The following is a 26,940-nucleotide window of genomic DNA, read 5'->3' as shown; positions in this document are numbered from 1 at the left end:
TCTTATAACGCAATATAAAAGTGTAATGAAAAGCATTTCTTTCATTCAAATTTAATTGTAAACTCAATGCCGTGTTTTGCAAGTTCGTCTAAAACAGGAATGTAAATAGAGGGGAGAACAGGAATATGAAGACCGGTTTCAGTTAAACTGCCGTCAAGAACAAGTTTTGCGGCAATACCAAGAGGAAGACCAACAGTTTTAGCCATAGCAGTATGCATACCATCTTCTCCCTTAACTATCAGGCTACTCCTTACTTTGTTACGACTCCCGTTTCTTTCATATTCTATCTCGTGCACCATTACTATCATATCCTTATCTTTTTCTTTTAATGCAAGTTTTTTTTCAACAATAAACTGAAGAACTTCTGCGGCAGTACAATTTCCCTGGTTTATCATCTCGTTGCTGTCAAGACCTAAAAAGAAAAGTTGTTTAAGAATAAGACTTGCCTCATGCATTTTAACTGCAAGACTTGCTGCTGCCTGTTCTTTTACATCTTCTACTTCAAAAGTATTTAATTCACCATTTTCATTTACCAGCATAATCGTCTCATCTTCTTCATTTTCCGGGGCTTTTTGCGATTCTTTTTCTGTTTCTATCAGCTGAACAAGATTTTCCATTATATCTTTTGCATTAGAAAGCCTTGTTGTCAGCATTTCATTTAACCATTCGTTAAATCCAAATTTGTCAAAGTGCGCTTTAAAAAAATCAGCTATCGACATGTTGTTTGTATTGTACTCAATTGTATCATCTGTCAGCTTGAGGTCAATCAGATTTTTCCATCCGAAACAGAAATCGGGATGTCGTAAAGTAGTTCTGATAAATGTATTGGTATTTTCTAAATTATATATAGGAACATAAGCAAGAGAGTCGCGGTTAGGATAATATGAAAGAACTATTTCTTTATCTACAACTACCGTGTTTTTATTTGTAAATAGTTCTTCGTATGGAACATGTTTTATTTCACCGTTTTCTTTAAATACGGCACCTGCTTTTCCAGCAAGAATTATATTCCTCGGGTTCCAGCTGATTTTATAATGCCAGGGATTATCATCACTCTCCGGCGCTACTAATCCACCGCAATGCGATTTAAAAGATATTATTTTCCCACCCAGCGCTTTTATTGTATTTATCAGCTTCATTGCACTCATATGGTCGATACCAGGATCTAAACCCATTTCGCATAAAAACAACAATTTTGCTGATTCGATCTGAGGCTTTAGCGCAAGTATTTTTTCGTCTGTATAGGAAGCAGTTAAAAGATGTTTACGATAGTTTATACAGTCAATCGCTACAAGATAATGCAGCGAAGGAGGAAGTAACGATATAACTACATCCGCCTCTTGAATTAGATTTTTTCTTTCAGTTTCATTTTCTGCATTGGCCTCTGCGGCTTTTACAAAAGGATGTTCACCAACTTTTGACCGTACACTTTCAAAATTTTCATCGGCGACAGTAACATTATATTGAAAAGTCGTAGAAAACTCTTTTAAATATTCTATCAGATAAGTAGCAGATTTGCCTGCACCAAAAAGCAAAATGTGTTTCATAATGTTACAGATTGTAACGAAAGATACTTATTGAACCTGCAACTTACTAGTCAAATAAAAAAACTTTTTCTTAAAAAGAGATGGAACTATAACTTTAAATCTTTAATAAGTAATACTTAGTGATATTTGCATTCCTGGTTTTCTGGAAAAAAATATCATTGTAGTGAAAAAAGGCTGAAGGTTAAATCTCGCTATTAATAAAGTGAGGTACAAAATCAAATGAAAAAAATAATTGAGGTTCAAAACCTGGTAAAAAAATATGGAGATTTTACGGCGGTAAAAGGCATTAGCTTTAGTGTAAATGAAGGTGAGATTTTTGGCTTGCTTGGACCTAATGGAGCAGGAAAAAGTACAACACTTGAAATTATTGAAACCCTTAGAGAGAAAACCGACGGAAAAGTATTTGTAGATGGAATGGACCTTGATTTGGAGCCAAATGAAATAAAAAAGATAATAGGAGTACAATTACAAACTTCGGGGTATTATCCCGGGCTAAATCTTACCGAACTGATTAAGCTGTTTAGCGGCTTGTACAACCAAAAAGTTGATGTAACGGAATTTTTGAATCTTGTAAATTTAAAAGATAAGGCAAAGGCAAAATATAAAGAGCTTAGCGGTGGACAAAAACAACGCTTTTCCATTGCAACCACGCTTATCAATCAGCCTAAAATTATCTTTTTAGACGAGCCTACCACAGGTCTTGATCCACAGGCAAGAAGAAATTTGTGGGATTTGATAACTGATATAAGGAAAAAAGGCACAACTGTTATAATAACCACGCACTACATGGATGAGGCTGAAGTGCTTTGTGACAGGGTAGCGGTGATTGATAGTGGTAAAATTATTGCCATTGACAATCCTGATAAACTTATTGATGACCTTGTTTCTACCGGTTTTGAAAGAAAAAAAGAAGTAAAGGCGGCAACACTTGAAGATGTTTTCATTCATCTTACAGGTAAATCCCTTCGCGAAGAATAACTACATTGCAAACAAATTACCATTTATACGATTTATGAAAAGACTTTTTTTAATGCCATCAGTTCTGATGCTGACTGTAACGTTGCATGCACAAACAAAAACAGGCAAAACGGTAACAAAAACCAAAACTGCGACTACCGGAGCTGCACTTAAAAGTAATACAGACAGTGTAAGTTATGCTTTTGGCATATCCCTCGGTCAGTATATGAAAAGCCAGGGGATAAAAACGCTGAACTATTCTATGTTGAATAAGGCAATAGACCAGACAATAAAAGATCAGCCAACATTGATGAATATGGACCAGGCTAACCAGATAATGGGCAAATTAGCTGAAACCAAAGCGAAAAAGGTTGCTGAAGTAGAAAAAGAAAAGGGCAGGGAGTTTTTGGTGAAAAATAAAGCACGCAAAGAAGTTGTTGAAACTCCGAGTGGACTTCAGTACGAAATTTTGGTGAAGGGTACCGGTCCGGTTCCTAAAAAAGAAGATACTGTTACTGCTCACTACATAGGATCATTGCTTAGCGGAAAAGAATTTGATAACTCTTACAAACGCGGTGAGCCTCTTAGTATTCCCGTTTCAGGTGTAATTCCTGGTTGGACAGAAGCATTGACTATGATGCCTGTAGGCAGTAAATGGAAATTGTATATTCCATCGTCTATTGGCTACGGCGACTACGGTGCAGGACAGGAAATACCCGGGGGATCTACGCTCGTGTTTGAAGTAGAGTTGCTTGGAATTGGCAGTAATAAACCGAAACAGTAATTATGTCTGAAGCTAATGACAACGTTCGTTATCCAATTGGAAAATTTGAGCCTCAACCTTTTTCTGGTAACTTAAAAGAAAAATGGTTAACAGATATTAAGTTTCTTCCCACTGATCTTGAGTTTGCTATTCAAAATCTGGATGAACATCAATTGGATACTCCTTACCGTGAAGGTGGATGGACAGTGAAGCAATTGACGCATCACATTGCTGACAGCCACATGAATGCATACATTCGTTTTAAACTTGCGCTCACCGAAGATAATCCCACTATTAAAACGTACGAAGAAAAGGAGTGGGCAAATTGTACAGACGTGTTTTCCGTTCCTGTAAACGTGTCAACGACCCTGTTGCATGCTTTGCACCGTCGTTGGTATGCTGCTATCGAAAATATTACCGAACAGAAATTTTTTGATAGAACTGTTTATCATCCGGGGCAGCAGAAGCAATTGTCACTATGGGATTTGTTGGGCATGTATGCATGGCATGGGAGACATCATGTCGCACACATTACGCGGCTTAAAGAACAGGAAGGTTGGTAGTAATGAAAAAAGAAAATACAGGGATGAAGTGGGAAACAATTTCTTCGGAATATATTTTTAGAGATACGTGGTTGTATGCAAGAAAAGACAGGTGCATAAGACCCGACGGGAAAATTGTTGATCCATACTATGTAATGGAATACCCTGATTGGGTAACCGGTTTAGCACTGACAAAAGACGAGAAAGTGATACTAGTGAGGCAATACAGGCATGCATTAGGAGAGGTGTGCCTTGAATTACCCGGAGGATGTGTAGATAAAACTGATAAAAATTTTGAAGAAGCTATCAGGAGAGAATTTTTGGAAGAAACGGGCTACAGCTTTGAAACTGCAGAATACCTTGGACGATCATCTGCAAATCCATCTACCAACAGCAATACCTTACACATGTTTTTATTGTTAGGCGGTGAAAAGGTTCAAAGCCAGCAGTTAGATGCTAATGAGGAAATTGACATTTTAATTGTAAGCTTCGAAGAATTTAAGCAGATGCTTTCTGAAAACAAGTTCATTCAGTCTATGCATGTAACCAATATTTTTTATGCATTAGCAAGATTGAAGAAACTTCAGCTTAGCTAAAGGTCAAAGAAAATTTTTTCTTGCTTTTGTAAATTGGAAGAACAAGATTTGTAAAAGCAATATAAAAACTATTAAAAACGATTTTAATAAAACAGCCCGGAAATCATTTTCCAGGCTGTTTTATTTTTATTGATCAAGAAAGGTTTGCTCCACTAATAGGGCCTTGCTTCGGTAGATATTTCTTCAGCTTGTTTAACTGCTTCTTCTTTCTGTGCATTGCTTCCTGCCGCGGCGTGGCCGTTTTCCTTCATCATCTCTTTTTCTTTCATTATCAATTCTTTGGCTTTCTTTATACCATCAGCTACTCTTTGCCCATATTCGGCATCGCACTGTGTCAACATGTCGATCATTTTATCCTGGATCACCTGTGCACAAGTTGCAAGAGCGCTTCCAAGATTTGAAATAAGCTCTTCTCTTTCCCAATTCTCAAATGCTCTGTATCTTTCTCCAGCTTGTTTAAAAGGGTTAACTCTGTCAATTTTTTGACGAACAAGATTAGCTGAATAAAAAGGTGTATGATCTTTACCGGTCTTAGGAGATTCTTTTAACCCGCCTAAGTTCGATGGTTCGTAGTTTACATGCGGATTTAAGCCAGGGACAATATCCTGGTAATAAGCCATTTGACCATCTCTTTGGTTTGTTGCAGCCTTTTTTACTGGCGCATTGATGGGTAATTGAAGGTAATTTGCACCTACTCTGTAACGTTGTGTATCTGAATAAGAGAAGGTACGCCCCTGCAACATTTTGTCATCAGAAAAATCTAAACCGTCAACCAACACGCCCGTACCAAAGGCTGATTGTTCTACTTCTGCAAAGAAGTTTACCGGATTTCTGTTCAGTGTCATTTTACCGACCGGCATCCATGGGAACAAGTCCTGCGGCCAGATCTTCGTGTCGTCTAAAGGATCAAAATCCAATTCAGGATGTTCACCATCTTCCATGATCTGCACATTTAACTCCCACTGAGGATAATCGCCTCTTTCAATCGCTTGGTAAAGGTCTTGTGTTGCATGGTTAAAGTTTTTACCCTGTATTTCCTGTGCCTGTGCCTGGGTAAGATTTTTAATGCCTTGCAATGGTTCCCAGTGATATTTTACTAAAACACCAACGCCATCTGCATTCACCCATTTATATGTATTTACGCCTGATCCCTGCATTTGCCGATAATTGGCAGGTATGCCCCAGGGTGAATATAAAAAGGTGATCATGTGCATTGCTTCAGGTGTGTTACTGAAGAAGTCGAAGATGCGTTCTGCGTTCTGAATGTTGGTAACAGGATCAGGTTTCTGTGAATGTATAAGATCAGGAAACTTAATGGCATCGCGGATAAAAAATACTTTAAGGTTATTACCGACAAGATCCCAGTTGCCATCCTCTGTGTAAAATTTAACTGCAAAACCTCTTGGGTCTCTCAGCGTCTCGGGAGAATGAATTCCATGTCCTACTGTTGAAAATCGAACGAATGTTGGAGTCCTTTTTCCTTTTTCCTGGAACAATTTAGCTCTGGTATATTTTGATATAGGTTCATTTCCTACGGTTCCATATGCTTCAAAATACCCATGTGCACCGGTACCGCGTGCATGTACCACCCGCTCAGGAATACGCTCCCTGTCGAAATGAGACATTTTTTCGAGGAACTGGTAATTCTCTAGAGTGGCTGGACCGCGATTACCTACGCTGCGAAGATTTTGATTATCGCTGACAGGATGACCCTGCCGGGTTGTTAGAATATCAGACGGCGTTGACTGGCCTGTTGATGGACCACCGTTGTTTTGGTTTTGTTTACCGTTTTCTTCAGGTATCATTTGTAAAAATTTAAAAGGTGAAACTGTTGTTATTACAAATTTTTTAAAAAATTGTTTTTCAAATTTTGTAAGTTAAAGAAACAATTGCCGGAAAGATTGTGTTTCAAAAAAAATACCATTAAAACTTCTTCGCCTTGTCAGCAAGTGTTTACTTTTTTACTTAAACAAGTGATTATTTAGTATCTGCTCAAAAGTTTTTTACTATCTGTTTTAATTAAAACCGGTATTTTTTCTTTCTGTAAAGTTATTTATTTTCTATACATAAAGCAGCTTGGTTATGATGGTTTAAAGGTCAGAAATCGCCAAAGTTTTACATTCTTTGCGGAACATTGATTCCTAACAATCTCATAGATGTCTCAATTACCTGGGAAGTTAGTTGCGCTAACTGCAAACGAAGTTCCTTTTTCTCTTCTGTTTCTGCATTGGTAACCGAATGTTCTGTGTAAAATGAATTAAAAGATTTTGCAAGATTAAAAACAAAAATGGCAATTTTTGATGGATCGTGATCATTCCCTGCTTCCTGTATAATTGTCGGAAATTGCTCGAGGCTAACTAAAATATTTTTTTCCATAGGAAGCAGACTAGCCGCATAAGAAACTGCTTTTGGTTGCTGTTTCCGTAAAATGCTTTTTATACGCGCATACGTGTATTGAACAAAAGGTCCGGTAAAACCGTGAAAATCTATACTTTCTTCCGGATTGAACACCATTCGTTTTTTAGGGTCAACTCTTAACAGAAAAAACTTTAAAGCTCCTAATCCAATGGTATCGTGTAGTTGCTTTAATTCGTCTTCTTCAAAATCTTTGACTTTACCAAGTTCTTCCGTTTTCTCTTTAGCAATGGAGATCATCTCATCTACCAGATCATCCGCATCTACGACTGTTCCTTCACGGCTTTTCATTTTACCCGTAGGCAGCTCTACCATTCCGTAGCTTAAGTGAGTGATGCCATTTGCATAAGGGAACTGCAACTTTTGCAAAATCAGCTCCAGCACTTTTAAGTGATAATTTTGCTCATCGCCCACTACATAAATGCTTTCATTTATACCATACTCCTGGTATTTCAATTGGGCAAGACCCAGGTCCTGGGTAATGTAAACTGAAGTTCCATCTTTCCGTAAAACAAGTTTTTGGTCCAATCCTTCTGCTGTCAGGTCAATCCACACACTTCCATCTTCTTTTTTAAATAAAATACCTTTTTGTAAGCCTTCTTCTACTATATCTTTTCCTAATAAGTATGTTTTACTTTCATAGTAAATTTTATCAAAATCGCTCCCGATTCTTTTATAGGTTTCATCAAAGCCTGCATAAACCCAGGCATTCATTCTATTCCATAACTCAAGCACTTCGGCATCGCCCTGTTCCCATTTAAGCAACATTTGCTTTGCTTCTTTCATAATAGGAGTGTTGCTGCGTGCTATCTCATTCAATTCACTTTTTAATGCATTGTATTTTTCTTTGTTTTGTGCCAATACTGCATGATCCATTGCATCGAGCAACGTCATTACTGCACTTTCTTCTTCTTCAGATAAATGTTCGAACTCCCTGCTTAAAAACTGATCGAGAACAATTGCAGCCTCAGCCTTCAGATCTTCTTCAAACCGAACGTAGTATTCGCCAACCAAATGGTCTCCTTTTTCACCTGTGCTTTCAGGAGTTGCCCCATTACCATGTCTCTGCCATGCCAGCATACTCTTGCATATATGTATTCCCCGGTCATTCACAATACATGTCTTAATCACCTGGTTTCCGGAGGCTTCTAAAATTTCTGCAATGCTCCACCCCAAAAAGTTATTGCGTAAATGCCCCAGATGCAACGGCTTATTAGTATTGGGTGAAGAATATTCAACCATCACTTTTCTTCCCGTGCTGGCAGATGTTCCAAATGAAGTATTTTGATATTCATTTTTAAGAAAGCCTGTCCAATAGACGGGGGAGACTGATAAATTTAAAAAGCCCTTTATTACGTTAAATCCTGAAAATAACCCTTTGTTATTTTCAACCAGATATCTTCCCAACTCCTGTCCCAGTAATTCTGGCGATTTCTTCAATTGCTTAATAAAAGCGAACAATACAATTGTATATTCACCTTCAAATTCAGGTTTGGTGGCATTAACTGTTATTTCGTTTTCATTTATTGAAAATTGATATAATTCATTAATGGCCTTAGAAGCAGCAGATTTTATGTTTGAAACGACACTCATTCTTTTAACGATTTGGGCGGCAAAAGTACAATTTAAGACTCTTATCTTCGTCGCTTTTTGAAAAGACACCATTAATGAAGGATTTGATTCTTAAGGTTATTGACTTTTTTCATCCGTTATTTAGAAAGTTTATGCCTTTACAGACTTTCAGGTACGCTGCCTGCGGGGGTGCTAATACTTTACTCGATATTTTTCTTTTTCATGAGTTTGAATCTTCTTTTGCACAAAGAGGTATCATAAGAATTTATTCCCTGGCAATGAGCCCTCACATCGCTGCTCTGGTTGCAGCTTTTTGCTTCACTTTTCCTATTGGTTTTTACCTGAGCAGGTATGTTGTTTTTACCGAAAGCAATGTTCGTGGCAGAATTCAATTAGTCAGATATTTTTCTCTTGTACTAGCGTGTATGGCTCTTAACTATATGTTTCTTAAATTTTTTATTGAGCAATTGCATATAGAGCCGACCCTTTCAAAAATTTTTACCTCGGTTGTTGTTATTACATTCAGTTATCTCAGCCAAAAACATTTTACTTTTAAAATAAAGAAGATTAAACAGCATAGCCTGTAGTGTTCTGCCATTTTTTCATCTTCTGCCCCTTGGCATAATGATTGACAAATGTTAATTGACAATTAAATATTAATACAAAAGGATAAAATATGGGAAAGATTATAGGAATTGACCTGGGAACTACCAACAGTTGCGTAGCCGTAATGGAAGGTAATGAGCCAGTGGTTATAGCTAACGACGAGGGCAGAAGAACAACCCCAAGTATTGTCGCTTTTATAAAAGACGGCGAACGTAAAGTAGGTGACCCTGCAAAGCGTCAGGCTATTACTAACCCTGCTAAAACTATCATGAGTGTTAAGCGTTTTATGGGTCACAAATTTGATGAAGTGACATCTGAAGCAGGACACTGGAGCTATAAAGTCGTAAGAGGTGACAATAGTACTGTTCGTATTGATATAGATGGCCGTCAATATTCTCCGCAGGAAATAAGCGCCATGATTTTGCAGAAAATGAAAAAAACTGCAGAAGATTACCTGGGACAAGAAGTAACTGAAGCAGTTATCACGGTACCTGCTTACTTTAATGATGCACAAAGGCAAGCTACCAAAGAAGCCGGCGAAATTGCAGGCTTAAATGTACGTCGTATTATAAACGAGCCAACTGCTGCCGCTTTGGCTTACGGATTGGATAAAAAACATGCAGACCAGAAAATTGCAGTATTTGACTTGGGTGGAGGTACTTTCGATATATCTATACTTGAATTAGGTGAAGGTGTATTTGAAGTTAAATCAACAAATGGTGATACACACCTCGGTGGAGATGATTTCGATAAAGTAATTATGGACTGGTTGGCAGACGAGTTTAAAAAAGATGAAAATGTTGACCTCCGCAAAGATCCAATGAGTTGGCAGCGTTTAAAAGAAGCGTCTGAAAAAGCTAAGGTTGAATTGAGCTCTTCTTCTGAAACAGAAATTAATTTACCCTATATTACCGCGATTGATGGAGTTCCTAAACACCTGGTAAAAAAGCTAAGTCGCGCTAAGTTTGAGCAACTAAGCGATAATTTATTTGCCAGATGTATTAAACCTTGTGAGCAGGCTTTAAAAGATGCCGGTTATTCTACCAATGATATCAATGAAGTTATTTTAGTAGGTGGTAGTACACGTATACCTAAAGTACAGGAAATAGTTGAAAAATTCTTTGGCAAAAAACCAAGTAAGGGAGTAAATCCTGATGAAGTTGTAGCAATTGGAGCAGCGATACAAGGTGGTGTATTAACCGGTGAGGTGAAAGATGTATTGTTACTTGATGTTACTCCGCTAAGTCTTGGTATTGAAACAATGGGAGGTGTCATGACTCGTTTGATAGAAAGCAACACTACTATTCCTACAAAGAAAACTGAAGTGTTTTCTACAGCAAGCGATAACCAGCCTGGCGTACAAATACACGTATTGCAAGGTGAAAGACCTATGGCTAATCAAAATAAGAGCTTAGGTATGTTTAACCTTGATGGTATTCCACCTGCACCCAGAGGTGTTCCTCAGATTGAAGTGACTTTTGACATTGATGCTAATGGTATTTTACATGTTACCGCTAAAGATAAAGGAACCGGAAAATCTCATAACATACGCATAGAAGCAGGTAGCGGATTAAGCAAGGATGAGATAGAAAAAATGAAGAATGAAGCTAAAGCCAACGAAGCTGCGGATAAAGAAGCTCGTGAAAAAGTTGAAAAAATCAACCAGGCTGATAGTTTAATCTTCCAAACTGAAAAGCAACTGAAAGAGTATGGCGATAAAATTCCGGCAGATAAAAAGGCACCTATCGAAGCTGCTTTAAATAAATTAAGGGACGCTCACAAATCGCAGGATGTGGCAAGTATAGATACAGCATTAAATGAAATGAATACTGCCTGGACTGCAGCTAGTGAAGATATGTATAAAGCAACTCAAGGAGCAGGAGAACAGCCAGGTAGCAACGGACAAGGTGCAGGCACAGGTGGTGCTGACACTAATGCAGGTGAAACCGTAACTGATGCTGAGTTTGAAGAAGTAAAATAAATTTAGTTCGGTAAATCTGAATATAAAAGTCCCCGCATCTTTTGGCGGGGATTTTTGTTTTATACATAATATAGCTGATAAGGAAATTCTATTAAAAAGTTAGCACAAGTTTTATATGTTCGAAGCACCTTATTTTAGAAAGTGTATTCTTTGAGTCTTTTGTTGAATGATTTTCGCAACACTGCATAGTTTAATTTTTTCCCGTCATCTTCATGGTAACAAATAAAGTTGGTACGAAAAATGAATTCTCTTTTTAAAAATAAAGTATGGAAAATTTAGAACAAGAAACAGACATAACGTTAGAACATTCTACTGAAGCAGAAAAAGAAATTCAGGAAAAGTTGAATCGTTATTATCACGATCAGGAAGATATAACAGCCAGACTGGTAGCATTGGATGATGAGTGGGATATTGAAAGGGTGTTGCAATTGGAAAGCACTGCAATAAACATCGCTGGTGTGATCTTAGGTCTAACTGTTAATAAAAAGTGGTTTGCATTATCATTGGCAGCCTCTATTGTAGCATTAAATACAATAGCAAAAAACGGAACAACTGCCTTACCTATTTTACGAAAACTTGGTTTTAGAACAAGGGTAGAAATCGAAAAGGAAAAATACGCTCTGAAAGCAATCAGGGGAGATTTTAAATATTTGTTAGATGTTCCTAATTCTGTTTGGAATGCCGTAAACAGGTAAAATAAAACGGTCCCTTCTTTGTTAACATCTTTAATGCTATAAGTAAAAGAATTAATTAAAGAAATCTAACACTACTTGTTCTGTTACTAAACGCCATTTATTCGTACTGTGTGTGTTGTTCCTTCACTTAATAAAGTTATTCACGTACCGCAGCTGCCATATTTTGCCACAAAAACTTATACTACATTTGAAAAATTATTTACTATTTTCAAAAATGTATAGTAGGTTAAACAATTTTATTAAAAAATTGCTTTAATCTGCCAAATCAGAAAAAAGATATGAAAACAAAATTTACTCTTTTTATTTTTTTATTCTTAATGTATTTTTCTCCCTGTGTTTCCTTTGCTGCCTTTAGTAAGGGAGAAGTAAAAAAGCCTGATACTTCGCTAGCTAAGGAGCCAGCTACTGCAACCATAGAGGAAGCTATGAAAGAATTTAATAGTCTTTCAAAGCATGAAAAAAAGAGCAGGATCAAGGAAATGAAGAAAGCTATTAAAGAATACAAGGCTCAGAAAAAACAAGGGAGCGATGTTAGTACAAATACCTTATTACTTGTAATAATTGGTATTCTTATACCGCCTTTAGCCGTTTATTTGCATGAAGGCGAAATAAACAACAGGTTTTGGATTTCAGTGTTACTTACACTCTTAGGCTATCTTCTTTTTGGCTTTGCAGGAATTTTCTTTTTAGGGTCATTACCAGGCATTATTTATGCTTTGTATGTTATTTTAAGCGGTACGTAATAAAAGACACTGTTTATTAAAATTGAAAGGCTGCTCAAACTTTTACTTTAAGCAGCCTTTTTTATACGGCAAGCTATAGCGGGAACTCTAAAACCACTCAATAATAAAAGAGGATGCCTTTTTGGACACCCTCTTTTATAGATATTTTTCTTTTATCTGCCTTATTTAAATTCTGCAACTTTTCCTACGACCTCTTTTCTCTTTCCAGGCTGCTGGTTGGAAGCTTGCTATGCTTAGTTTTATTAATGGCCTTATTACTGCTTTTAAAAACGGGTTCTTCCATAAATGGTTGATTTTTGACACGCTTGCCGGTCGCAGCAAAAATAGCGTTTGCGACCGCTCCGCCGGTAGGCGGAAGGGCCGGCTCCCCTAAACCAGTTGGGTCAATACCATTATCAACAAAATATGGTTCAATTTCCGGTATTTCCTTCATACGTATCAGACGATACGTATCGAAATTCTTCTGTTCTGTAGCTCCGTCTTTAAACGATAATTTGCCAAACATGGCATGTCCTAATCCATCTACGATACCCCCTCTTACCTGTTGACGTGCTCCACTTAAATTAACAACCTGTCCGCAATCTGCAGCAGCATAAATCTTTTTGACAACAGGTTTTCCGCTTTTCATCGCAACTTCACAAACCTGGGCAACATATGAACGATGAGAAAAGTAAACGCTAAAACCTTGCGAGATTCCTTTTTTCGATCCCCAACCCGATTTTTCAACAGCCAATTTTATCACGCCTTCCATTCTATCAATATCATATTTTATTTCACCCACCGGCGCCTTTTTTGCTTTTTGTAAAAGCTCCAATCTAAACTGAACCGGATCTTTACCGGCAGCATGTGCAACCTCATCAAGGAAGGCTTGTTCTGCAAAAGCCAGAAAGTTAGTAATTGGAGCTCGCCATGCACCTGTTGTGATAGGTGATACGTGTTCAACAGTATCTATCAATAAATTATCTACTGCCCCTGATGGGAAATTATCTTCACGTGTACAATTTCCAGAATTTATTCCGACGCCTCTTAATTTATATCCTATCATATTTCCGCTGGTATCTAAAGCAGCCTCAAACCGGTAACGAACCGCAGGCCGGTAGCTTCCTCCCGTCATATCGTCCTCCCGTGACCATATTACTTTCACCGGCGCTTTTATAAGATTAGATAATTCAGCAGCTTCGGTTACGTAATCTGTTTTTAAGCGTCTTCCGAAACCGCCACCTAAGCGGGTTATATTTAAAGTGATTTTATCTTCCGGTATGCCTAATAATTTTGAAGTCGCTTCACGCGCACTTGCAGGCGTTTGCGTCGGTCCAACTAATTCTACTCCATCTGCACGTACATGGGCAAAAAAGTTCATTGGTTCCATAGGGCTATGCGATAAAAAAGGGCACTGGTATTCACTTTTTATAGTTTTATCAGCATTTTTAAACGCAGCTTCGGTGTCTCCATCCTTTCTTCGCACAGTAGCAGTTCCTGTTTCTAATAATGATTTAAATAATTGGTCATGATCACTTGAGCTTTCAATATTGCCGTCTTTTTCATAATCAATCTTTAAAACCTTTCTTGCCTTCATCACTTCCCACGTTGATTTACCTACTACGGCCACATTGTTTTTAAAAGTAACCACATCAACAATTCCCGGCAAAGCTTTTGCGGCGTCAGCATCTACTGACTTAATTTTAGTGCCAAAAGCAGGTGGACGCTGCAGTACCGCAAACAACATTCCCTCCCTGTAAAAATCCAACCCGAAAAGCCCTTTACCTGTCACAATATCCTTGTTTGCAACATTTTTTATTTCTTTTCCAATAAGTTTGAAATCTTTTCTGTCCTTCAGCTTTATTTCAGTTGGAGCTGGAATTTTAGAAGCTTCTTCTGCAAGATCACCAAAGCTTAATTTTCTTGAAGATTTTGAATGAAGTACAAAACCATTATTTGCTGTACATTCTTCAGGTAAAACATTCCACCGTTGTGCAGCCGCCTGTATTAACATGTGTCTTGCAGTAGCTCCTGCATTCCTTAATAATTTCCAGGAATGTGGAACAGCGCCGCTACCGCCGGTTACCTGCCTGTCAAAATTCTTGGTGTCCAGAGGAGCTTGGATCACTTTTACTTTTGTCCAATCTGCATCGAGTTCCTCTGCTACAATCATAGGAAAAGAAGTCATAATGTTCTGTCCCAACTCGGGGTTTGGAGAAAGAATGGTTATGGTTCCATCAGTAGAAATAGATAAATAACTATTAAAAGCGCCCGTTCCTGCTACACCTGCTTTATCAACAACTGCCGGCGCTTTTGCATCAGCACCAAACCAGCTAAAACCCAGCAGCAATCCACCTCCGGTGAGAGCTGACATTTTTAAAAATTCCCGCCTGTTATTTTTATTGTTGGTAGACATAATCAAATTTTAGTACTGGCTAATTTTATTGCTTCACGAATACGGTGATATGCTCCGCAACGGCATATATTACCATGCATTGTTCCATCTATTTGTTCATAGGTAGGGTTCGGATTCTGCTTCAAAAGTGCAGCAGCTGTCATAATCTGCCCAGCCTGGCAATAACCACATTGAGGTACATCTACTTCATTCCATGCTACTTGTAAAGGATGATCTCCATTTTCAGACAACCCCTCTATAGTCGTAATTTTGGAAGAACCTACAGAAGATACAGGTAACATGCAAGACCTTACAGCAACACCATCAAAGTGAACAGTACATGCTCCGCATTGCGCTATTCCGCATCCAAACTTGGTTCCTACCAAACCCAGGTGATCCCGCAGGACCCACAACAAAGGAGTATCCGGAGCTACATCTGCTTCCTGCTCTTTGCCGTTAATATGAAGCTTATAAATCGCCATAACTTGATTGATTATAAATTATTTATAAAAATAAGGAAAATAGGTTTTGCTTCACAAACAATAGATACAAATTTTATTCTATTAGTTTCTTGCTGTGGCAATCAATTATTTACCTGTCGGTTACTTAATTAATATCTTATCTTTATAAGTTCTCTGTTTATTGTAAAGCAAGTATTTCATGCTCTATTTCAACGTATTTTTCCAGTGCCTCCTTAAGTGGCAATCCCTCAGGAATGTCGGGACGTATATATTTAGTAGCTGTAAGCCATGCATGTTTCATCATCAACTGTCTCTGTTCAACCAGCTTTAAAATTTGTATGCCGTTAGCATCTGCGGCAAGACTTTCAGATATACCGGGAGAAGCAACAGCACCTTTACAGCCTAGATATGCCAGAATTTTCCGTGCCATGATCCAGTGTCCTGTTTCGCCTGGATGTACGCCATCATCTGCCAACGCAAAACCTTTTAGATTAAATATTGAATCAACTTTTCTATGTGCTTCAAGATATTTTTTCATAGGGTAATGAATATCTATTACTTCCCATTTTTTTTCGGAGCGTAAGCTTAATAACCAATTTGAATACTGGTCTAAAACTTCAGCGTAACCAATACTCTTACCTTTAAACTCGTCGTATACAGGTGGGGTAAGATGTATACACCTCGCGCCGCTCTTCACAATCATAGTATGCATCCAGTTGATTCCTTCTTTAAATTTCGTAAAACGGCTATTATCAAAAGGCATATAAATTCCGTCATTCATTCCATAACAGGTAAATACAAGATCTGGCTTTGTCTGAGCAAGAACCCGCTCCAATCGTTCATGAAGATCAGGTCTTGGAAATTTACCCCCGGCATGCCCCACCTCTGATAAGCCCGAAACCGTTTCGCTAGGTAAGCCTACATTAATAAATTCTAAATGCTTTTCGGGAAAATGTGAAATAAAATAAGCTTCAATGTCATTAATATAATTACCGGCGTAGGTTATACTGTTGCCAAGAAAAACTATTCGTTTCACTTTCGCAGAAAGAGCTTGGGAGTAACATGCATTGGCCCATTGAAAACAAAGTAAGATAAGGAAGAAAGCAGTACGGGTAAACGTATTCATAATTGAAAATAAACGAAAACTTTTAATTATGAAAAGTTCGACTTGACAAGAAGGAAAAGTGAAGTTGGCTGTAAGAAAAATTCAGCATTTTTGCCTTAAATGATTTCTATTTGCAATCCATATGTTTTCAAATAATTTCTAATAACAACGGTTAACCAAAGTGCACTAACGATTATGACTAAAAAATTATTATTTGTCTTTTTTAGCATCATGCTAATTTTTTCTCAACTACTGGCCCAGCAAAATCTTAAGCTTTGGTATAAAAAGCCGGCCGCTGTATGGACGGAAGCCTTGCCTATTGGAAATGGAAGGTTAGGTGCTATGGTATTTGGTAAAGTAAGCGAAGAATTAATACAGTTAAATGAAAGTACTTTATGGTCTGGTGGGCCGGTAAAAACAAATGTAAATCCTGATGCACCTAAATACTTGCCACTAATTAGAAAGGCATTAATGAAAGACGAAGATTACGAAACCGCCATTGCATTAGCAAAAAAAATGCAAGGTGTTTTTACTGAGTCCTATATGCCGTTGGGAGATCTTTTAATTAAACAAAATTTTAAAGACACGACTCCTTCATCTTACTATCGCGATTTAAACATAGAGGATGCAATTTCTACAACCAAGTTTACCATTGACGGAACTGAGTTTACACGTGAAATATTTTCCTCCGCACCTGACCAGGTAATTGTTATTCGTTTAACCTCCGGCAAGCCTAATCAATTAAATTTCTCAGTAAGTACAAAAAGCCTGTTGCTTTATCAACTTGTTGCATCAGGTAACGATGAACTGATAATGAAGGGAAAAGCCCCTGTTCATGTAGATCCGAGTTATCATAACACTGACAAAGATCCTGTTGCATATGAAGATACAACGGGATGTAATGGAATGCGGTTTCAATTACGAATAAAAGCTGTTACAAAAGATGGGACTGTTAAGGCTGATACTGCAGGCATACACATCGGCAACGCATCTGAAGCTATTTTATTTTTATCAGCAGCTACCAGTTTCAACGGGTTTGATAAATGCCCTGATAAAGACGGAAAAGATGAGAATAAGCTGGCTCAGCAATACCTGGAAAAAGCAGTGCATAAATCATATCAGCAATTATTAAAAAACCACTTATCTGATTATCACAAATATTTTAAACGGTTCTCTTTTACTTTAAAAGATACTACAGAGAATAAAAATGCCTCCTTACCATCTGATGAACGCCTTCAGTCATACACAAAAGGAGCTTATGATCCGGGCATAGAAACGATGTATTTTCAGTATGGCCGGTACCTGCTTATTTCATGTTCAAGACCGGGTGGCACAGCTGCAAATCTGCAGGGAATATGGAATAAGGAATTAAGGCCGCCATGGAGTTCCAATTTTACTATTAATATCAATACCCAGATGAATTACTGGCCTGCAGAAGTAACGAATTTGTCAGAAATGCATATGCCGCTTTTTGATTTGATAAAAGAACTTTCGATTACGGGCAAAGTAACAGCAAAACAATTTTATAATTTGCCGGGGTGGGTAGCACATCATAATACAGATATATGGGCTCTGTCAAATCCTGTGGGACAAAAAACCGGAGACCCTAAGTGGGCTAACTGGGCGCAGGGTGGCAACTGGTTATGCCAGCATTTATGGGAACATTACCGCTTTACAGGTGATAAAAAATTTCTAAAAGACACTGCTTATCCATTAATGAAAGGAGCAGCGACCTTTTGTTTAAGCTGGCTTGTAGAAGATAAAGATGGGTACCTTGTAGTAGCCCCATCTGTTTCTCCTGAAAATGTTTTCAGTTATGCCAAAGGTAAAGTTTCTGAAGTGTCTGTTGCCACCACCATGGACATGTCTATTGTTTGGGATTTATTTACAAACCTGATTGACGCTTCAAAAGAATTGGGTTTTGATAGTGATTTTCGTACCCTGTTGATTGCAAAGAAAAAGAAATTATATCCCATGCATATTGGTCACAAGGGCAACCTGCAGGAATGGGATAAAGACTGGGAAGACGTGGAGGTGCACCATAGACACGTCTCGCATTTGTTTGGGCTGCATCCAGGTAGGCAGATTTCACCAATTGCTACGCCTGAGTTTGCTGCAGCAGCGAAAAAAACATTGGAAATAAGAGGCGATGAGGGAACAGGCTGGAGTAAGGCCTGGAAAATTAATTTTTGGGCAAGGCTGCTTGATGGTAATCACGCTTATTTATTGGTGAGGGACTTACTACACGCTACAGGTCAGGAAGGAACCAATTACTCCGGGGGCGGGGGAACTTATCCTAATTTTTTTGACGCTCATCCGCCTTTTCAAATAGATGGAAATTTTGGTGGAACGGCTGGCATGAGTGAAATGCTACTTCAAAGTCATTTAGGTGAACTGCACTTGCTTCCTGCGCTTCCTGACGCATGGGAGGAAGGACAGGTAAAGGGTTTAAAAGCAAGAGGTGGTTTTGAAATAGACATAGATTGGAAAAGTAAGCAGTTGACTACAGCGACTATCAAAGCAGGTGTTGGTGGGCCTTGTAAACTAAGAACTTCGCAACCAGTAAAAATAGAAGGAGTAATTGCAAAGACACAAAAAATGAATATTGGTTACGTATTATCTTTTATAGCTCAAAAAGGAAAAGCTTATACACTTGTTCCATTATGATATGAGTTATAAAATTTAATACTGGTTGTATTTTTCATTAATAATTAAGTCCCACGTCATTGGGACTTAATTATTTGAGGTCTTATCTCTGAAAAAGTTAACCTTGGTACAATTAATTTCCTCCACCACTTTTAACCCTGTTTTGCTCATCATTAGCACCGCCGGTTTTCCTGCGCTCTGATGGAATATTTGTCTTACCAAATCGATATATGAAGTTAATGTTCAACTGACGGCTGGTTCTGTATCCAGCTACTTTTACATCTACAACACTATATTTTGCATAACCGTGAAACTGCTGGGTATTGAAGATATCGCTTACGCCCATTTTAATTGTGCCTTTTTTCTTCAGTACTTGTTTTGATATTGCTGAATTTAATGCACCCATTTTTTCAGCTATCAAAAGTCCTTCTGCTCCATTGCTGCGAAACCAGCCGCTTACTTCTGCATTCCAGCCTTTGCCCATCGTAAAACTGTTTGTCATATTGCCCATTAAACTTGTCAATTGTATATCTATTGGATCAGTGCCATAAATACCTTTGTAGTGATTATTAAAAACATTGGTGTAAAGGTTTATATTCCACCATTTTGTTACAGGCATATTTACTGTTACCGCGATACCAAATTGCTTCATGCTGCTTAGATTTTCCGTAGTTTGATAAGTCGTTTTCTTTTGTGCATCCTGCTTTAATATCTGCGTCATAATACCGTTGGTCTGCGTGTAGTTAATAGTGGTTGTGAGGAATTTATTATAGGTGTGGCTGAGTTCGAAGTTGTGCGTAAACTGCGGCTGCAGGTACGGATTTCCCTGGCCATAGGTGAGCGAGTCTATAAAGTAGATAAATGGGTTAAGATCTTCATAATCAGGCCTGTTAACCCTACGACTGTAACTGAAATTTATCTGGTTTTTATCGTTTGCGCTATAGGCAAGACCTATATTAGGAAACAGGTTAGTGTAGTTGCGATTAAAGGTTGAGTCATTTTTAACCTGGTGTCCTTTGGAAATTGTATTCTCCAAACGCAAGCCTGCTGTCAAATCCCATTTCTTCATTTTTTTAGAAAAAATTGCATAGGCAGCGTTTATATTTTCTTTGTATACAAAATGATTACTTCTGTCATCCTGGCTCCAGTCGCTACCATTGTTCCTCAGATATGTAACCTGGTTGTCTGTTTCTACATAACTTGTTTTAAGGCCGGTTTCAAGTTTTATTCCACTTTTAAATGGATGTACATAATCAAGCTTTCCGCTGTAAATATTTATTTTTGAGGGAATGGAGCCCAGCAGACTTATAGTATTGCCATCTTTTATATCGTTTTCGTCAAAACTTTGTGTATTTAAAATGTTATTCGTTTTGTTGTTATAAAATGCATAATCCACATCTACGCTTACTTCACGGCCGGTAGAGTCGAAAGTATGCTTGTAATTTCCATTTGCAGAGACGTTGTTGTATGAAGAAGGATTGGCTGCAGTAGATCTAAGCCTGTAAAGAATATTTTCTGATGCATCGCGTACAGTCGAACTTGTTGAATTATTAGGTTGCTTATTATCACCAAAATATCCGTTGACTACAAAACCTGCAACGTCTTTTTTAGAGAAATAGTAGTCCATTCCCGCTTTTACACTTTGATAGTTCCCTTTAAAATGCCTGTATGAAAATTGGTCTCCGCTTCCTGCTAAAGTTTTATCATCATTATAAAATTTGCGATCTATCGTCATATTGTTATAACCTTCATAGGTGCCTCCATTATAACCGCCAAATAAGTTAAGCTTATTATTACGGTAGTTGATGTTGGTACTGCCATTAAACCGGCTGTAAACGGATTGTGAATAACCGATGTTAGCAGTGCCATTCATACCTTTTATATTCCCTTTTTTTGTTTTTATATTAATGATACCTGAATTGCCCGAAGCGTCATATTTTGCCGGAGGATTTGTCATTATTTCAATCTGGTCGAGGTTACTGCTTTGCATGTTTTTTAGAAATGCAGCAAGGTCTGTCGGACTCATATAAGTAGGCTTACCATCAATCAGTATCAACACCCCCTGCTTACCTTTAAGGCTAATGTTTCCATCATTATCAACAGACACTCCCGGTGATTTTTCTAAAAGTTCCAAAGCATTTGCACCTGTATTTGTTGGCGATGCGTCTACGTTTAGTACTGTCATCCCGGGCCTTTGTTCTATTAGAGGTCTTTTAGCTGTTACGGTAACTGTACCCAGTGATTTTGATTGCGGTACCAGGCGGATTGTTTTTAAAGTTACAGAGCTAATTTTTTCATTTATTTCAGCAACTTCAGAATAAGCTGTTTCATGCCCGACAGCCGAAATAGAAACAAAATATTTTCCGCTTGCTATGTTATCAAAACGAAAATTGCCAACTTTATCTGATGCACTGATTTTCGCTATTGAAGAGTCTTTAACCCTTAATAAGGTAATAGTGGCAGATTCAATTATTTTGGTATTTCCATCCGTAACGCTTCCATTTATTTTGCCATTATGTGGTTGCGAGAAACCAAGCAATGACACTGTTGTAAAGACCACGCTTAACAGTGTAATTATTTTTTTCATGATTGTTTTTTTTATTTCTGACAGTACTAGTTATACAAGATTACATCACAAAGATTGGTACTATGTATAATATAGTAGCTTGTATTGTTATGAGCGGTTATATAATTGGATGAGTGGCAAAAAATAGGAGTGATAGTATTTTACTTGCCGAGTGGATCACGATTAACGGAACATCTTTGGTTCTTCCCACATATACTTAATAAAGTAGAAGATAGTACATAGACAAGATTAAGGCTATTAGAAGAACAAATGACTGCAACAAAATTTCACTTTAATACATCCTTCAATTTGTAATTCAATTATCTTCGCCTCAAAATAATGTAGCTATGAATTTGCATGAATACCAGGCTAAGGAATTACTGAAGAAATATAATGTTCCTGTACAGGAAGGCATTGCAGTAGATACCGTAATGGCTGCTGAAGAAGCTTACAGGCAAATTAAGAATGACACCGGCAATAACTTTGCTGTAGTAAAAGCCCAGATACATGCCGGCGGGCGTGGTAAAGGTAAAATACAAGGTAAAGAACAAAGGGGTGTTGCTGTAGGAAAAAGTCTTGAAGACATTTCTAATATTACTAAAAATATTTTGGGTGGTACACTCGTTACTATTCAAACAGGTGCTGCAGGTAAGAAAGTAAATAAAGTGCTGATAGCGCAGGATGTTTATTATCCCGGCCCTAACCCTGTAAAGGAGTTTTATTTAAGTATTTTACTTGACCGTACAAAAGGTCAGAATGTTATCATGTACAGTACCGAAGGGGGTATGGATATAGAGGAAGTGGCGCATAAAACACCTGAGAAAATATTTAAAGAATGGGTATTTCCTGGAGGCGGTCTTCCTGGTTTCCAGGCAAGAAAAATTGCTTTCAACTTTGGGTTGCATGGAGAGGCTTTTAAAAACTGTGTGAAGTTCGTGACAAATTTGTACAATGCATATGTAGGCTTAGATTGTAGTATGGTTGAAATTAACCCAATGTTTAAAACAGCAGATGAAAAAATTATTGCAGTTGATTGTAAGATGAACATTGATGAAAATGCTTTAATGCGTCATCCGGATGTGGCTGCAATGAGAGACGTTTTTGAAGAAGATCCTACAGAAGTTGAAGCAGGCCAATATAATTTGAATTTTGTAAAATTAGATGGTAATGTAGGTTGTATGGTAAATGGCGCCGGCCTTGCAATGGCTACCATGGACATGATTAAATTAAGTGGGGGAGAACCTGCTAACTTTCTTGATGTTGGTGGCACAGCAAATGCACAAACTGTAGAAGCTGGTTTTAAAATAATAATGAAAGATCCTAACGTAAAAGCAATTCTTATAAATATTTTTGGAGGAATTGTTCGTTGCGATCGTGTTGCTGCGGGCGTTATAGAAGCATACAATAAGTTAGGAAATATTCAAATTCCTATTATTGTCCGTTTGCAGGGAACTAATGCGGAAGAAGCGAAGAAACTGATAGACGAAAGTGGCTTGAAAGTGCAGAGCGCTATTCAACTTAGCGAAGCAGCCGAATTAGTAAGAAGAGCTGTTGCCTAAACATATACTTGAATGATGTAAAAAAGATCCTACCGTAATGGCAGGATCTTTTTTTTGTACAAAACTTTTGTATTGCTATTAATGTTGGTATACATCCAATTTTAAAATAAATTTTTTCTTGTTATTTCTATGCCTGGCTATTTTACTGACGTTATGGTTACTTTCCATATTATTTCTTTATTTATTATAACGGGTTAGTAAACATTTTTTGAATAAGATTAGCATCATGGCCATAAATGTCATCCCTGAAGTTCAACATTCCTTTTTCATCTACCCATGCAGTGTAATAAGTGATAAGCACAGGAATAGGATTTTTAAGCTTTACAAATTGTTCTTCCCCACTGTTCATTGCCTCTTCTATTTTCTCCGGGGTCCATTCCTTTTGATTTCGCAGAAGATAATTTGCCATTTTTACCGGATCGCTTAGGCGTATGCAACCATGGCTGTAAGCTCTCTTATCTTTATTAAAAAGGCTCTTAGCAGGGGTATCATGAAAGTATATATCGTAGCTGTTTGGAAACAGGAATTTAACCTTGCCCAGGGAATTTTTTGGCCCAGGCAATTGTCTTATAACAGGTATACCATCAACCGGTTCTCCAACTTCTTCCATCTCGTTTTTTGACAAATAGTCCGGATCATTTTCCATGGCAGGAAGTATTTCCTTTTCAACTATGTTAGAAGGTATATTCCAATAGGGACTAAAAACTATCTGGTTAAGGTTCCCGGTAAAGATGGTCGTATTGTGTCCTTCTTTTCCTACCACTACATTCATATCAAATACTTTATTTTTCCCTTCATAAACATGCAATACAAATTCAGGAAGATTGACCGTTATTAAGTTTCCTTCTGTATGGTTAAGCATCCAGCGCATTCTTCCCATATTTATTAATAACTGCTCAACTCTTTTAAGAGCAGGAACGTTCATTTCCTTTATAAGGGAAGGAGTTATAATGGCGTCAGGCGTCAGGCCGTGACTGATCTGAAACGTTTTAACAGCACGTGCGAGCTGATCATCAAAAGTTTGTGTAGTATCACCTGCGGGCATTTCGCCTGTCATTTGCAGTCTTTTCTTAATTGCTGAAATAGCAAGCGATGAATCGCCTTTTTTTATCTTCTTTTGAGCCGCGTCTACAGATTGCCAGCCTCCCTTTTTTGCTATGTCAAAATACTTTTGTAGCTGGTCTTTGAGGAACTTATACGCAGGATTTACATCAGAATAATATTTGTTATCCTTATGCTTTTTTGTGAGCAAAGAATCGGCCAGGGACATCGCTTCTTCTTTTTTAAAAGGAACAAACCTTTCCAGTTCTTTGCGCTTTATTTCCCCTGATTTATAATTATCCAATATATATTGAATAAAGTGCTCAGTAAGTGTTATTTCAGTATTGGCGATTGATTTATCAGAAGCTTTTACCGATAATGTGTCCACACTTACCAATGCATTCATTTTTTTCTTTAGCGCTTTATCATCTAAAGTGGTGTCGCTATTATAAGTCGTATAGTATTGATGCAAATTCCAGAAGCTTCGGCCCTGCTCTGTTACTCCATCGCTTGCAAACCAGGCATACTGGTAATTACGTGCGTTATAAAAACTTCTTATCCGCCTCGTTAAGGTGTCGTTTAATTTTTTTTCAGCAATAAAATTTTCTACGTCAGTGCTGTCAAGAAAAAGATCAGAATAAGAATTTGAGGAATTTATGCTATAATCTCTTTTTGTTATTTTCTTTGTGTTCTCAGTTTTTTCATTATCAGTTCCGTTTGTTGTTTCTTTATCATTTTTATTGTTTTTACAGGCGGCGAAAATTAAAATCAATGTGAGGTAGGCTATAAATCTTTTCATAATTGATCTCTATTTTGCAAATCGCATGCCCGCAATCAGAGGTAATAAAATAAGAAGGTTTTGGATGGGTTTTTTTATGAAAATCTTTTAATAACCTGCTGTTATGAAATCTCTATTTTCAGTATTTAAGCTTATCATTAAGAATGATTGACGATCATTTATTTAGCTTTAGTTGAGTACTTTCCAAAAAAAGATGTGGAGTAACTTTGAGTCTGAATTAAAATCCTGTGTTCTTTTTTAAACAAGTAATTCACCTTGTGACAATCTATTACATTTTTTTGGGTTTGTTGAAGACACGGGCAAGGTTTTGAAAGCTTTTTTTAAATTCTTCCGTCAAAAAGCCTGTAATGTTACTTAAGAAAAGGCTGGTGAAGGTTATTCTCACATTGCCGGAAATTGAACAGTTTGTAAAATTCGTTCATTAAGGACTCTTTATTGCGTTAACATTTTGGAGCGATGTCTCTGAAATTATTATACCGGTTTTAATAATTTAAACGCAGAAGGAACTATTTTAACTGTTTTCCTGCAGTTCTGTCTTTATTTCTTCCGAAAGAGTTATTAAAACTTTATCGATGCGGTTTCCATCCATATCAATTATTTCAAAGTCGAAACCCTTCCAGTTCAGTGTATCGCCTGTTTTAGGAATGGTCTTTAACTGGTGCAGAATAAAACCAGCAAGAGTATTAAACTCCTGTTCACCTTCATTCATAAATTCCGTTTTTTCAAACCTGCTTAAAAAATCATAAAAAGGAATTTGTCCATCAATAAGATATGTTCCGTCTTCTCTTTCCAATATTTCATAATCGTCCTCATCCACAGGACCAATGTCCCCTACAATTGCTTCGAGAATGTCGTTAAGAGTCATCATACCTTCGAGGCTTCCATACTCATCTACTATAAAACAGCTATTGGCACTGTACTGTTTAAATTTTTCCAATACCTGGTACACCGAATTGTTTTCGGGAACATATAGGCCGGGTTTCATAAGATTTCTTAATAAGGTATCATCACTTGCGAGCAAAATATCTTTTATTGAAACTATCCCCTTTATGTTGTCGATAACTCCTTCACAAAGCGGATAACTGGTATGAACCACCTCATTCATTTTTTGTTTAATATCTGCAACCTTGGCATTTACTTCCATCCATACAATGTCGCTCCTGTGTGTCATAAGTGAAGTAATATTCCGATCACCGAGATGGAACACTCTTTCGATAATTTCCTGTTCCTTTTCTTCTATTGCACCGGTTTCCGTTCCTTCGTTTATAATGGCTTTTATTTCCTCTTCTGTCACTGAACTTTCATGTGGTTTAATTTTGAAAATTTTTACCAGCGCGTTTGCGCTTCTTGTCAACAGCCAAATAAAAGGATAGGTAATAAAAGTAATAACTCTCATTGGCGCTGCTACCAGTTTGGCTATCGATTCAGGTTTTGAAAGCCCGATTTTTTTCGGTACCAGTTCACCAATTACCAAAGAAAAATAGGTTAGCAATATTACTACCACTGCAGTAGCAATAGGCCCGCTGTACGGAGCCAGTAAAGGATACTGTTTAAAAAAATCATTAACAGATCCTTTGAGGTTTTCACCTGAGAAAATACCGGTCAGGATTCCTATAAGAGTTATTCCTATCTGTACGGTTGATAGAAAAGTGTCAGGATGGTTTGCAAGTTCTAAGGCTCTTTTTGCCTGCTCATCTCCCTTGTTCGCTTGTAGCTCAAGCCTTGTCTTACGGGCAGATACTAAAGCTATCTCTGCCATTGCAAAAAGCCCGTTTATTACAATTAATCCAAAAATTATTAATATTTCAGTCATCTTACTTTCTTGCTGCAAAGCTATTGCAAATGAATTTGTTTTGAAAAGTATATAAAAAGCAATTCGTATACAGAATGTTATATATGCATAAACCTTAACATTTTTTGCCTTTTATCGCAGTTATGATACTCGCTCTTTTTTATTTTCAAATAGTTATTT

19 protein-coding genes are annotated in these 26,940 nt (G+C 37.5%); 10 read left to right on the top strand and 9 right to left on the bottom strand.

Going from position 1 to position 26,940, the window contains the following annotated elements; all coding sequences use genetic code 11:
* Nucleotides 1-41: 41 nt before the first annotated feature.
* Complete coding sequence (locus B154_RS0114735) at nucleotides 42-1,547, bottom strand: saccharopine dehydrogenase C-terminal domain-containing protein (protein WP_018615026.1); 1,506 nt, start codon at nucleotides 1,545-1,547, stop codon at nucleotides 42-44.
* Nucleotides 1,548-1,766: 219 nt separating this feature from the next.
* On the opposite strand from B154_RS0114735, the gene B154_RS0114730 reads away from it, so the two are divergent.
* From B154_RS0114730 to B154_RS0114715, 4 genes are read left to right on the top strand one after another with little or no spacing between them, the layout of a single operon-like run.
* Nucleotides 1,767-2,525 (top strand): ABC transporter ATP-binding protein, encoded by a 759-nt coding sequence (locus B154_RS0114730; protein WP_018615025.1) that lies wholly within the window; start codon nucleotides 1,767-1,769, stop codon nucleotides 2,523-2,525.
* Nucleotides 2,526-2,577: 52 nt separating this feature from the next.
* Nucleotides 2,578-3,288, top strand: a complete 711-nt coding sequence (gene bamJ, locus B154_RS0114725; protein ID WP_169337673.1) for a BamJ family beta-barrel-assembly machinery protein — start codon at nucleotides 2,578-2,580, stop codon at nucleotides 3,286-3,288.
* Nucleotides 3,289-3,290: 2 nt separating this feature from the next.
* Nucleotides 3,291-3,830, top strand: coding sequence for a YfiT family bacillithiol transferase (locus tag B154_RS0114720; protein ID WP_018615023.1), 540 nt, complete (start codon nucleotides 3,291-3,293; stop codon nucleotides 3,828-3,830).
* A gap of 2 nt (nucleotides 3,831-3,832) precedes the next feature.
* Nucleotides 3,833-4,405: an NUDIX hydrolase gene (locus tag B154_RS0114715; RefSeq protein WP_018615022.1), complete on the top strand. Its 573-nt coding sequence runs from the start codon at nucleotides 3,833-3,835 to the stop codon at nucleotides 4,403-4,405.
* A 152-nt stretch (nucleotides 4,406-4,557) separates the two neighbouring features.
* On the opposite strand, the gene B154_RS0114710 is transcribed toward B154_RS0114715, so the two are convergent.
* Together B154_RS0114710 and argS are read right to left on the bottom strand one after the other, a co-directional pair.
* Nucleotides 4,558-6,210 (bottom strand): catalase, encoded by a 1,653-nt coding sequence (locus B154_RS0114710; protein WP_018615021.1) that lies wholly within the window; start codon nucleotides 6,208-6,210, stop codon nucleotides 4,558-4,560.
* Nucleotides 6,211-6,520: 310 nt separating this feature from the next.
* Nucleotides 6,521-8,413 carry an arginine--tRNA ligase gene (gene argS / locus B154_RS0114705; protein WP_018615020.1) on the bottom strand — a complete coding sequence of 631 codons (1,893 nt, stop codon included), beginning with the start codon at nucleotides 8,411-8,413 and terminating at the stop codon, nucleotides 6,521-6,523.
* Nucleotides 8,414-8,487: 74 nt separating this feature from the next.
* Here argS and B154_RS0114700 point away from each other — a divergent pair, with 74 nt between their 5' ends.
* The 4 genes from B154_RS0114700 to B154_RS33915 all read left to right on the top strand — a co-directional run bounded on the left by B154_RS0114700 (nucleotide 8,488) and on the right by B154_RS33915 (nucleotide 12,417).
* Nucleotides 8,488-8,979 carry a GtrA family protein gene (locus tag B154_RS0114700; protein ID WP_018615019.1) on the top strand — a complete coding sequence of 164 codons (492 nt, stop codon included), beginning with the start codon at nucleotides 8,488-8,490 and terminating at the stop codon, nucleotides 8,977-8,979.
* 89 nt (nucleotides 8,980-9,068) lie between these two features.
* Entirely contained in the window at nucleotides 9,069-10,979 is a 1,911-nt protein-coding gene (dnaK, locus tag B154_RS0114695; RefSeq protein WP_018615018.1) for a molecular chaperone DnaK, read from the top strand.
* A gap of 266 nt (nucleotides 10,980-11,245) precedes the next feature.
* The gene (locus B154_RS28670) at nucleotides 11,246-11,674 is read left to right on the top strand and encodes a hypothetical protein (RefSeq protein WP_018615017.1); all 429 of its coding nucleotides are present in this window, start codon (nucleotides 11,246-11,248) and stop codon (nucleotides 11,672-11,674) included.
* 278 nt (nucleotides 11,675-11,952) lie between these two features.
* Nucleotides 11,953-12,417, top strand: coding sequence for a YqaE/Pmp3 family membrane protein (locus B154_RS33915; RefSeq protein ID WP_018615016.1), 465 nt, complete (start codon nucleotides 11,953-11,955; stop codon nucleotides 12,415-12,417).
* 184 nt (nucleotides 12,418-12,601) lie between these two features.
* On the opposite strand, the gene B154_RS0114680 is transcribed toward B154_RS33915, so the two are convergent.
* The 3 genes from B154_RS0114680 to B154_RS0114670 form a co-directional block, all read right to left on the bottom strand.
* A complete protein-coding gene (locus B154_RS0114680) occupies nucleotides 12,602-14,812 on the bottom strand; it encodes a xanthine dehydrogenase family protein molybdopterin-binding subunit (RefSeq protein ID WP_018615015.1) in 2,211 nt (736 codons plus the stop codon).
* Between the two features lie 2 nt (nucleotides 14,813-14,814).
* Nucleotides 14,815-15,273 (bottom strand): (2Fe-2S)-binding protein, encoded by a 459-nt coding sequence (locus tag B154_RS0114675; RefSeq protein ID WP_018615014.1) that lies wholly within the window; start codon nucleotides 15,271-15,273, stop codon nucleotides 14,815-14,817.
* Nucleotides 15,274-15,430: 157 nt separating this feature from the next.
* Nucleotides 15,431-16,378, bottom strand: a complete 948-nt coding sequence (locus B154_RS0114670) for an SGNH/GDSL hydrolase family protein (protein ID WP_018615013.1) — start codon at nucleotides 16,376-16,378, stop codon at nucleotides 15,431-15,433.
* A 174-nt stretch (nucleotides 16,379-16,552) separates the two neighbouring features.
* Between B154_RS0114670 and B154_RS0114665 the strand changes: the two genes are divergently transcribed.
* Nucleotides 16,553-19,024: a glycoside hydrolase family 95 protein gene (locus tag B154_RS0114665; protein WP_211217501.1), complete on the top strand. Its 2,472-nt coding sequence runs from the start codon at nucleotides 16,553-16,555 to the stop codon at nucleotides 19,022-19,024.
* 112 nt (nucleotides 19,025-19,136) lie between these two features.
* Here the strand turns inward: B154_RS0114665 and B154_RS0114660 are convergent, their stop codons facing one another.
* The gene (locus tag B154_RS0114660; protein ID WP_018615010.1) at nucleotides 19,137-21,590 is read right to left on the bottom strand and encodes a TonB-dependent receptor domain-containing protein; all 2,454 of its coding nucleotides are present in this window, start codon (nucleotides 21,588-21,590) and stop codon (nucleotides 19,137-19,139) included.
* Nucleotides 21,591-21,916: 326 nt separating this feature from the next.
* Between B154_RS0114660 and sucC the strand changes: the two genes are divergently transcribed.
* Nucleotides 21,917-23,128, top strand: coding sequence for an ADP-forming succinate--CoA ligase subunit beta (gene sucC / locus B154_RS0114655; RefSeq protein ID WP_018615009.1), 1,212 nt, complete (start codon nucleotides 21,917-21,919; stop codon nucleotides 23,126-23,128).
* A gap of 184 nt (nucleotides 23,129-23,312) precedes the next feature.
* Here the strand turns inward: sucC and B154_RS0114650 are convergent, their stop codons facing one another.
* Nucleotides 23,313-24,968, bottom strand: a complete 1,656-nt coding sequence (locus B154_RS0114650; RefSeq protein ID WP_018615008.1) for a L,D-transpeptidase family protein — start codon at nucleotides 24,966-24,968, stop codon at nucleotides 23,313-23,315.
* Nucleotides 24,969-25,479: 511 nt separating this feature from the next.
* Nucleotides 25,480-26,781 carry a hemolysin family protein gene (locus tag B154_RS0114645; RefSeq protein WP_018615007.1) on the bottom strand — a complete coding sequence of 434 codons (1,302 nt, stop codon included), beginning with the start codon at nucleotides 26,779-26,781 and terminating at the stop codon, nucleotides 25,480-25,482.
* Between the last annotated feature and the right edge of the window lie 159 nt (nucleotides 26,782-26,940).

Origin of the sequence: Segetibacter koreensis DSM 18137 (genome assembly GCF_000374045.1) — a bacterium.
Classification (GTDB): domain Bacteria; phylum Bacteroidota; class Bacteroidia; order Chitinophagales; family Chitinophagaceae; genus Segetibacter; species Segetibacter koreensis.
The sequence above is the reverse complement of the archived record's forward strand: the minus strand, read 5'-3'. Positions and strand labels throughout refer to the sequence as shown.

What these genes read in the sequence shown, in the direction of transcription:
- sucC (WP_018615009.1), top strand. Translation starts at nt 21,917, where the DNA reads ATGAATTTGCATGAATACCAGGCTAAGGAATTACTGAAGAAATATAAT.
- B154_RS0114660 (WP_018615010.1), bottom strand. Translation starts at nt 21,590, where the DNA reads ATGAAAAAAATAATTACACTGTTAAGCGTGGTCTTTACAACAGTGTCA.
- dnaK (WP_018615018.1), top strand. Translation starts at nt 9,069, where the DNA reads ATGGGAAAGATTATAGGAATTGACCTGGGAACTACCAACAGTTGCGTA.
- B154_RS0114715 (WP_018615022.1), top strand. Translation starts at nt 3,833, where the DNA reads ATGAAAAAAGAAAATACAGGGATGAAGTGGGAAACAATTTCTTCGGAA.
- B154_RS0114650 (WP_018615008.1), bottom strand. Translation starts at nt 24,968, where the DNA reads ATGAAAAGATTTATAGCCTACCTCACATTGATTTTAATTTTCGCCGCC.
- argS (WP_018615020.1), bottom strand. Translation starts at nt 8,413, where the DNA reads ATGAGTGTCGTTTCAAACATAAAATCTGCTGCTTCTAAGGCCATTAAT.
- B154_RS28670 (WP_018615017.1), top strand. Translation starts at nt 11,246, where the DNA reads ATGGAAAATTTAGAACAAGAAACAGACATAACGTTAGAACATTCTACT.
- B154_RS0114645 (WP_018615007.1), bottom strand. Translation starts at nt 26,781, where the DNA reads ATGACTGAAATATTAATAATTTTTGGATTAATTGTAATAAACGGGCTT.
- B154_RS0114680 (WP_018615015.1), bottom strand. Translation starts at nt 14,812, where the DNA reads ATGTCTACCAACAATAAAAATAACAGGCGGGAATTTTTAAAAATGTCA.
- B154_RS0114675 (WP_018615014.1), bottom strand. Translation starts at nt 15,273, where the DNA reads ATGGCGATTTATAAGCTTCATATTAACGGCAAAGAGCAGGAAGCAGAT.
- B154_RS0114700 (WP_018615019.1), top strand. Translation starts at nt 8,488, where the DNA reads ATGAAGGATTTGATTCTTAAGGTTATTGACTTTTTTCATCCGTTATTT.
- B154_RS0114730 (WP_018615025.1), top strand. Translation starts at nt 1,767, where the DNA reads ATGAAAAAAATAATTGAGGTTCAAAACCTGGTAAAAAAATATGGAGAT.
- B154_RS0114670 (WP_018615013.1), bottom strand. Translation starts at nt 16,378, where the DNA reads ATGAATACGTTTACCCGTACTGCTTTCTTCCTTATCTTACTTTGTTTT.
- B154_RS0114665 (WP_211217501.1), top strand. Translation starts at nt 16,553, where the DNA reads ATGACTAAAAAATTATTATTTGTCTTTTTTAGCATCATGCTAATTTTT.
- bamJ (WP_169337673.1), top strand. Translation starts at nt 2,578, where the DNA reads ATGCCATCAGTTCTGATGCTGACTGTAACGTTGCATGCACAAACAAAA.
- B154_RS33915 (WP_018615016.1), top strand. Translation starts at nt 11,953, where the DNA reads ATGAAAACAAAATTTACTCTTTTTATTTTTTTATTCTTAATGTATTTT.
- B154_RS0114710 (WP_018615021.1), bottom strand. Translation starts at nt 6,210, where the DNA reads ATGATACCTGAAGAAAACGGTAAACAAAACCAAAACAACGGTGGTCCA.
- B154_RS0114720 (WP_018615023.1), top strand. Translation starts at nt 3,291, where the DNA reads ATGTCTGAAGCTAATGACAACGTTCGTTATCCAATTGGAAAATTTGAG.
- B154_RS0114735 (WP_018615026.1), bottom strand. Translation starts at nt 1,547, where the DNA reads ATGAAACACATTTTGCTTTTTGGTGCAGGCAAATCTGCTACTTATCTG.